General features: G+C 58.9%; 6 protein-coding genes and 4 tRNA genes. All 10 read right to left on the bottom strand.

Annotation, left to right across the window (positions count from 1 at the left end):
* Positions 1-683: 683 nt before the first annotated feature.
* Positions 684-1649, bottom strand: a complete 966-nt coding sequence (locus HBO10_RS14200; protein ID WP_034126231.1) for a tRNA-dihydrouridine synthase — start codon at positions 1647-1649, stop codon at positions 684-686.
* Between the two features lie 55 nt (positions 1650-1704).
* Positions 1705-2139, bottom strand: a complete 435-nt coding sequence (locus HBO10_RS14195; RefSeq protein ID WP_020300953.1) for a thioesterase family protein — start codon at positions 2137-2139, stop codon at positions 1705-1707.
* A 38-nt stretch (positions 2140-2177) separates the two neighbouring features.
* On the bottom strand, positions 2178-3011 hold the full coding sequence (locus HBO10_RS14190; RefSeq protein ID WP_034126230.1) for an alpha/beta fold hydrolase: 834 nt from the start codon (positions 3009-3011) through the stop codon (positions 2178-2180).
* Positions 3012-3026: 15 nt separating this feature from the next.
* Entirely contained in the window at positions 3027-3566 is a 540-nt protein-coding gene (locus tag HBO10_RS14185) for a TetR/AcrR family transcriptional regulator (protein ID WP_034126229.1), read from the bottom strand.
* A 184-nt stretch (positions 3567-3750) separates the two neighbouring features.
* Positions 3751-3826 (bottom strand) — tRNA-Glu (locus HBO10_RS14180).
* Positions 3827-3907: 81 nt separating this feature from the next.
* A tRNA-Ala gene (locus HBO10_RS14175) sits at positions 3908-3983 on the bottom strand.
* 50 nt (positions 3984-4033) lie between these two features.
* Positions 4034-4109 (bottom strand) — tRNA-Glu (locus HBO10_RS14170).
* Between the two features lie 79 nt (positions 4110-4188).
* A tRNA-Ala gene (locus HBO10_RS14165) sits at positions 4189-4264 on the bottom strand.
* A 147-nt stretch (positions 4265-4411) separates the two neighbouring features.
* Positions 4412-5893: a glutamate--tRNA ligase gene (gene gltX / locus HBO10_RS14160; RefSeq protein ID WP_032896132.1), complete on the bottom strand. Its 1482-nt coding sequence runs from the start codon at positions 5891-5893 to the stop codon at positions 4412-4414.
* A 186-nt stretch (positions 5894-6079) separates the two neighbouring features.
* Complete coding sequence (gene uvrB, locus HBO10_RS14155; protein WP_003192575.1) at positions 6080-8095, bottom strand: excinuclease ABC subunit UvrB; 2016 nt, start codon at positions 8093-8095, stop codon at positions 6080-6082.
* Positions 8096-8352 lie beyond the last annotated feature (257 nt).

Raw genomic sequence — 8352 nt, 5'->3', positions numbered from 1 at the left:
CGCGCTGACTAAGACCTTGATATTGCCCGACCTGGATCGTGGCGCGTTCTTCGACGCTGAGTTCTGTATAGGACATGGCGGCACCTTACCGGAGGGTGAGGTGTTGCACTCAGTTTTTGCGGCCGCCCCTTAATGAACTGCAAGCAACAGCACTGCCTGACAGCTGCTAATTTGTGGGAGTTAACGCTGACCAGTTCCTAAAATCGCGCGTCATATAAAGAAACCAAACCAAATTTTCAGACTTTGCCTCGTGCTTTTTAAAGAACACCTCGATTTGCCGCCCCCGCACGTGTGCGTGGCAGAAATACAGATTAATAACTCACCTGAAACGCAACTTGTCGATACAATTCAAAACGCCGCGTAACCGCCCACTTTGATATTTCGCGCGAACATATAAGACACAACCAGAACCACGCAACCGAAGACATATATTTATAAATAAACTTACACAGAGAAACTTTTGAATTTAAAAAACCTATAACGTGCCTGTTTATTACCGAGCAACATTCAACCTATGTGAGAACAAACTGCGAGCGCTCTATAAAGGGCGTCAAGTTCAGCCATGGATAATCCCAACAAACAAAAAAATGCCCCATATCTCTCAATATGGGGCATTTTTTGAAACAGGACGCCGACTCAAATAATGTTGTACCCACCATCAACGGACATTGAAGGGTTACAACTCATAACGTTGCCGGTTGTGGGTGAGGCATGCCAAGCAAGCGGCTAACCTGTTCCAATGCGGTTTCACGACGCAGGGCCGTAAACAGCTCGACCGCCTCCGGGTAATTACGCGTCAACATCGCCAGCCATTGCTTCAAACGGCCCGGCGCCTGCTTTTCAGTCAACTGGGCTACCGATTGACGCCAGAACTCGCGGAGCATGGGTTGCATCTGCGCCCAGGTCATCTCCACTACTTCTTCGCCAGCGCGCGCGGCAGCGATTTGCCGGGCCAGGTCGGGCCGCGCGACCAAGCCGCGCCCCAACATGATGTCTTCTACGCCGCTGATTTCCCGGCACCGCCGCCAATCTTCAACACTCCATATATCACCATTGGCAAACACTGGCACCTTCACCACGTCTTGCACACGCGGGATCCACTCCCAATGGGCGGGGGGCTTATAGCCATCGGTTTTGGTACGCGCATGTACCACGATATGCGCCGCACCACCTTCTGCCAGGGCCGTTGCACACACCAACGCGCCATCCGGGCTGTCGAAGCCCAGGCGCATCTTGGCGGTCACCGGGATATGGGCAGGTACGGCACGGCGCACATGTTCGACGATCTGGTTGAGCAGCTCCGGCTCCTTGAGCAGCACCGCACCGCCGCGGGACTTGTTGACGGTCTTGGCTGGGCAGCCGAAGTTCAGGTCGATGACTTGCGAACCCAGCTCGCAGGCCAAGGCGGCGTTCTCCGCCAGGCAAACCGGGTCGGAGCCCAGCAATTGCACACGCAACGGCACGCCCGCAGCGGTGTGCGCACCGTGCAGCAGTTCCGGGGCGAGCTTGTGGAAATAGGCAGGTGTGAGCAGGCGGTCGTTGACCCGGATGAACTCGGTCACGCACCAGTCGATACCACCCACGTGGGTCAACACGTCCCGCAGGATGTTGTCGACCAACCCCTCCATGGGCGCCAAAGCAATTTGCATGGAAAACACTCAACAAAAATCGTGGCGCAGTTTACTGGGTTTCCTGCGGCAACCGTTAACCCCCTGTCAGGGCGGGGCCGTAACCTTCAATAAACTCGGCGGGCATACGCTTGGGCTTGCCGCTGGACAACTCAATACATACGAAGGTTGTTTGCGCACGCAGCAGGGTCGCGCCGTCACGGGGGCGCACAAGCTGGAAACGACGGGTCATTTTCAGGCGTTGGTCCCAATCGACGATCCAGGTGGCCAGTTGTAACTCATCGCCCTCATAGCCTGCCGCCAAGTAGTCGATCTCATGGCGCACCACGGCCATGGCGCGGTCCAGGCGGCGGTATTCGGTGAGGTCCAGCCCCAGGCGCTGGGAATGGCGCCAGGCGCAACGCTCCAGCCATGAGACGTACACCGCATTATTGGCGTGCCCCAGGCCGTCGATGTCCTCAGCCGCAACCTGCAGATCGATGATGAACGGCGTTGCCAAATCCCAGCCCATGCCTTGCTCCAGTCGATTGATGTCGGCGGGGCAGTGTATCAGGCGCTTTGGCGCTCCTGTAGACGGCAGCCGGCCAATAGGGCGAGTACAGCGTCGATGACCTGCGGGTCGGCGAGCACTTTCTGGTGGCCACCCTGCTCCAGGCGCAGCAGGCGGCTGTCGAACCAGGCTTCGTGAATGGCTTGAGCCGCCCTGACCGGAACGAAGGTGTCGTCTTCGGCGTGCACGATCAGGCCGGGAATGTTCAGATGGTAGTGGGCCACGTCCAGATGCTTGAGCGGCATGCCCATGCTCAACTCCACCTCTTGGATAAAGGCTGAGCGCGCCCGTGGCGGCAAGCCGACCATGCGGGTGAACCCGCGTAGCACATCCAGAAAGCGCGACGGTGCGGCAATGCTGACCAATGCCTGCGTACGCAACCCCAACTGCACTGCCAACATCGCACTGGCGCCGCCCATGGAATGGCCGACCACCGCATACAGTGGTGGCAGCTCGGCCGCTGCCTCAAGCATGGCGCGGGCAAACAGCAGCACATGGGCTTCACGCCCTGGCGAACGACCGTGGGCGGGACCGTCCAGGGCTATCACCGAATAGCCGTTGTCGACCAACGCCGTGATCAAACTGGCGAATTGAGTCGGGCGGCCTTCCCAGCCATGCATCAGCAGCACCGCCGGGCCATGCCCCCAACGCAATGCCGACAGGCCGAAACGCAGAGTGATGCGCTCTGACTGGGCCAACAGCGGCAACTCCCAGTCACGCGGCGGCAGATCGCGCGGGGTCATGAAGGTGCGACGCATCTTGCTGGCGACAGCATGCGGCGCAAGGCGCCCCACCGTGCCATTGAAACCACGAACCCAGGTCAATGCGCCCATCTTGCATCCCCTTTTTCAGCGTACCGCCGACTTGGCCGCACGTATCACCCGATCTGATAACTCGCCGGGCCCGAGTGCCCGCGCCAGGGTCAGCCCCCCTACCATCAAGGCCATGTCCGCCAGGGCCTTGTCGATGTCTTCGGGGCTGCCGGCCAATTGCGCGACCATCAACTCGACGTGCTCGTTCAAAACCTCGCGAAAAGCGTCCGGCAAGCGGCCCATCTCCCCCACCGTCGCGGGCAACGGGCAGGCCTGGGTCGTGGAGTCGCGGTGCTTTCGCGACAGATAAAACGCGGCGACCAACGTGCGCCGCTCTTCGCCGGTCAGTTGTTCGTCCAAGTCATCGATGGAGGCGCGACGCTGCGCCAGCAACTGGCTGAACGCTTCCAGCATCAGCGCATCCTTGCTTTCAAAGTGCGCATAGAAGCCGCCGACCGTCAGCCCCGCCGCCCCCATCACTTCGCCCACACTGGGCTCAGCCGGGCCACGCTGGATCAACGCCGCGCTGGCAGCCTGCAAAATACGTTCGCGGGTTTGCGCTTTTTTATCGCTCATCGAAGCCTCCGTCTTTCATGGGTTGAATATTATTACCATAATAATATTTGGCAAGCGATAAGCACGACCGCCGGTCAGAACAGAAAAATGGGTAATAAAGGAGGGAATTGGCTAAACGCCAGACAAACAAAAGGGCCATTCAATAATTGAATGACCCTTAAAAATCCCGCAGAGCGGGTAATCGTGGCGTCCCCTAGGGGACTCGAACCCCTGTTACCGCCGTGAAAGGGCGGTGTCCTAGGCCACTAGACGAAGGGGACACAAACCTTCTATACAACAGATCAGCGCTGAGAACTGATCGATTCAAGGACGGTGTGGCCGGAACCTTGAACCTGTAAAATTGGTGGAGCTAAACGGGATCGAACCGTTGACCTCTTGCATGCCATGCAAGCGCTCTCCCAGCTGAGCTATAGCCCCGGATTTTTCGTCTCGCGACGCAGCAGACCTTTCGAGCTGCTTGTTGAAACTGGCGTCCCCTAGGGGACTCGAACCCCTGTTACCGCCGTGAAAGGGCGGTGTCCTAGGCCACTAGACGAAGGGGACAAAACCTTCTGTACATCTGATCAGAGCTTAGACCTGATCAATTCAAGGACGGTGTGGCCGGAACCTTGAACCTGTAAATTGGTGGAGCTAAACGGGATCGAACCGTTGACCTCTTGCATGCCATGCAAGCGCTCTCCCAGCTGAGCTATAGCCCCTCATCGGTGAGGACGGGGCGAATCTTAATGGTGGTTTTGAAACGTGTCAAATTTATTTTCAACAATTTCCAAAATTTTTTGCCGGGATAACAATCACTTACCGACGAAACCCCGGAAAGCCGGGGTTTCGTGCCCTAAGCGGCCTGCTTAGGCGATAGCGCCCAGCAGCTTTTCCCATTCCTTGTTTTCTTTCTTCGACACACCACCAAGCAAATCAAGGGCTTGGCGCAGACGGAAACGGGTCAGGTCCGGGCCGAGAATTTCCATCGCATCAAGCACCGACACCGAACTGGCCTGCCCGGTGATGGCGGCAAACATCAGCGGCATGGCATCGCGCAGTTTCAGCTCAAGGGATTCCACCACCGCCTGGATGGTCGCGGTGATCGCATCCTTCTCCCACTGACGCAGGCTTTCAAGCTTCCACAGGATCAACTGCATCAGCTGGCGAACCTGGTCACCGGAAAGCTTCTTGGACTCGAACAGCTTGGGATCGGGATTCACGCCGCCAGCAAAGAAGAAACTGGCCAAGGGCGCGACCTGGCTGAACGTCTCTACCCTGCCCTGCACCAGTGGCGCTATCTTCATCATGTACTCGGGGTTCAACGCCCACTGCTGCACACGGCTGGCGAACTCTTGCACCGGCAGGTCACGCAGCCACTGGCCGTTGAGCCACGAAAGCTTCTCGATATCGAAGATCGGGCCGCCGAGGGAGACGCGGGACAGGTCGAAGTTGTCGACCATTTCCTGCAACGAGAACTTCTCGCGCTCGTCCGGCATCGACCAGCCCATGCGGCCCAGGTAGTTGAGCATCGCCTCGGGCATGAAGCCCATGCGCTCGTAGAAGGTCACCGACGTGGGGTTCTTGCGCTTGGACAGCTTGCTCTTGTCCGGGTTACGCAGCAGCGGCATGTAGCACAGCTGCGGTTGCTCCCAGCCGAAGTATTCGTACAGCAGGATCAGTTTCGGCGCCGATGGCAGCCACTCTTCGCCGCGCAGCACATGGGTGATGCCCATCAGGTGGTCATCGACCACGTTCGCCAGGAAGTACGTCGGCAAGCCGTCGGTCTTCATCAGCACCTGCATATCCATGCGGTCCCACGGGATCTCGACGTCACCGCGCAGCATGTCCGGCACCACGCAAACGCCTTCGCTTGGCACTTTCATACGAATGACGTGAGGCTCACCGGCGGCCAGGCGCGCAGCCACTTCTTCCTTGGACAACAGCAACGCACGACCATCGTAACGCGGGGTCTCGCCACGGGCCTGCTGCTCGGCGCGCATCTGGTCCAGTTCTTCGGCGGTGCAGAAGCACGGGAAGGCATGGCCCATGTCAACCAGTTGCTGGGTGTATTGCTTGTAGATGTCGCTGCGCTCGCTCTGGCGATACGGGCCATGCGGGCCGCCGACATCCGGGCCTTCAGCCCAGGTAATGCCCAACCAGCGCAAGGCATCGAAAATCTGCTGTTCCGACTCACGGGTGGAACGCAGTTGATCGGTATCTTCGATCCGCAGGATGAATTCACCACCATGCTGCTTGGCAAAGCAGTAGTTGAACAGGGCGATGTAAGCAGTACCGACGTGGGGATCCCCAGTAGGCGATGGCGCAATGCGCGTGCGGACGGTGGTCATGGCAGGTCTCGAATGGGCGATAAAACTGAAAATTGAAACAAGGGGCGAATGGTAACAGCCTGGGGGATATCTGGAAAACCGAGGCGCGGCCATCGCAGGCAAGCCAGCTCCCACATTTTGACCGCATTCACAGATCAATGTGGGAGCCGGGCTTACACGCGATGGGGCCAGCCCAATCAACGCAAATCAAACAGCCAGCAGGCGCTCACGCAACTTGCCAATCTCATCCCGCGTCTGCGCCGCCGCCTCAAACTCCAGATCCCGCGCCAACTGGTACATCTTCTCTTCCAGCTGTCGAATCCGCTTGGTGATCTCACTCGGTGAGCGCAGTTCGTTTTCGTACTTGGCGCTCTCCTCGGCGGCCTTGGCCATGCCCTTGCGCTTCTTGCTGCGCGAGCCCGGCACGGTGGCGCCTTCCATGATGTCGGCAACGTCCTTGAACACACCTTTGGGGGTAATGCCGTGTTCCAGGTTGAACGCGATCTGCTTGTCGCGACGACGCTGGGTCTCGCCAATCGCACGCTCCATGGAACCGGTGATGCGGTCCGCATACAGGATCGCCCGTCCATTGAGGTTACGCGCCGCTCGGCCGATGGTCTGGATCAACGAGCGTTCGGAGCGCAGGAAGCCCTCCTTGTCCGCATCCAGGATCGCCACCAGCGACACTTCCGGCATGTCCAGGCCTTCACGCAGCAGGTTGATCCCCACCAGCACATCGAAGGTGCCCAGGCGCAGGTCGCGGATGATTTCCACGCGTTCTACGGTGTCGATGTCCGAGTGCAGGTAACGCACACGCACGCCGTGGTCGGCCAGGTAATCAGTCAAATCTTCGGACATGCGCTTGGTCAGGGTGGTGACCAGCACCCGCTCTTCCAGGGCCACGCGCTTGTTGATTTCCGAGAGCAAGTCGTCGACCTGGGTCAGCGCCGGGCGAATTTCGATTTCCGGGTCCACGAGGCCAGTGGGACGTACCAGTTGCTCGATGACGCGGCCCGCGTGCTCGGCTTCATAATTGCCGGGCGTAGCGGAGACGAAGATGGTCTGCGGGCTGATGGCTTCCCACTCGTCAAAGCGCATTGGTCGGTTGTCCAGCGCCGACGGCAGGCGGAAGCCGTACTCCACCAGGGTTTCCTTACGTGAGCGGTCGCCCTTGTACATGGCCCCCACCTGCGGCACGCTGACGTGGGATTCGTCGATCACCAGCAAGGCGTCCGGCGGCAGGTAGTCATAGAGGGTCGGTGGCGGCGCCCCGGAGTCACGGCCCGACAGGTAGCGTGAGTAGTTTTCGATGCCGTTGCAGTAGCCCAGCTCCAGGATCATCTCCAGGTCGAAGCGGGTGCGTTGCTCCAGGCGCTGGGCTTCCACCAGCTTATTGTTGGAACGCAGGTATTCCAGGCGCTCGGCCAGCTCGACCTTGATGCCCTCGATGGCGCCCATCAAGGTTTCGCGTGGGGTCACGTAGTGACTTTTGGGGTAGAAGGTGAAGCGCGGCAGCTTGCGGATCACCTCGCCGGTCAATGGGTCGAAGGCCGACAGGCTTTCAACTTCATCATCGAACAGCTCGATGCGGATCGCTTCCAGGTCGGATTCGGCCGGGTAGATGTCGATCACATCGCCGCGCACCCGGAAGGTGGCGCGGGCAAAATCCATGTCGTTACGGGTGTACTGCAGGCTCGCCAGGCGGCGCAACAGTTCGCGCTGGTCGAGTTTGTCGCCGCGATCGACGTGCAGCACCATCTTCAAATAGGTTTCCGGGCTACCCAGACCATAGATGCACGACACCGTGGTGACGATGATCGCGTCCTTGCGCTCCAGCAACGCCTTGGTCGCCGACAGGCGCATCTGCTCGATGTGGTCGTTGATCGACGCATCCTTCTCGATGAAGGTATCGGAGGATGGCACATAGGCTTCGGGCTGGTAGTAGTCGTAGTAGGAAACGAAGTACTCCACCGCGTTGTTGGGGAAGAACGCCTTGAACTCGCCGTAGAGCTGCGCCGCCAGGGTCTTGTTCGGCGCCAGCACCAGGGTCGGGCGATTGGTCTGGGCGATCACGTTGGCGATGCTGAAGGTCTTGCCGGAACCGGTCACCCCAAGCAGCGTCTGGTGCGCCAGGCCGGCCTCGATGCCTTCGACCATCTGACGAATGGCTTCCGGTTGATCGCCGGCGGGTTCAAAACGGGTAACGAGCTGGAAATCCGACATAACGTACCTCGTGAAGTCACCCCAGACTCGACACCGCCAGGGACGAAATAGCTCAGCAACCCGCGAATAATCATCGCAGGTTGCAGGAAAAAACCATGATAGCTGTAGAAGTGGTGTCGAATGTGACGGGTTTCAAGGCCGTCTTCCTACACGACCTTTATCGTCAATGTTGCAATAAGACTAACGGTCAGCAAATAAACCGAAAAACTTGGCCGAAAAGCCGTTTCCGTTGTCGCTCTCAGCCGTGATGGCCTCTA

Origin of the sequence: Pseudomonas sp. WS 5503 (assembly GCF_012985385.1) — a bacterium.
Lineage (GTDB): Bacteria > Pseudomonadota > Gammaproteobacteria > Pseudomonadales > Pseudomonadaceae > Aquipseudomonas > Aquipseudomonas paracarnis.
This window is presented reverse-complemented; position numbering and strand designations above follow the sequence as displayed.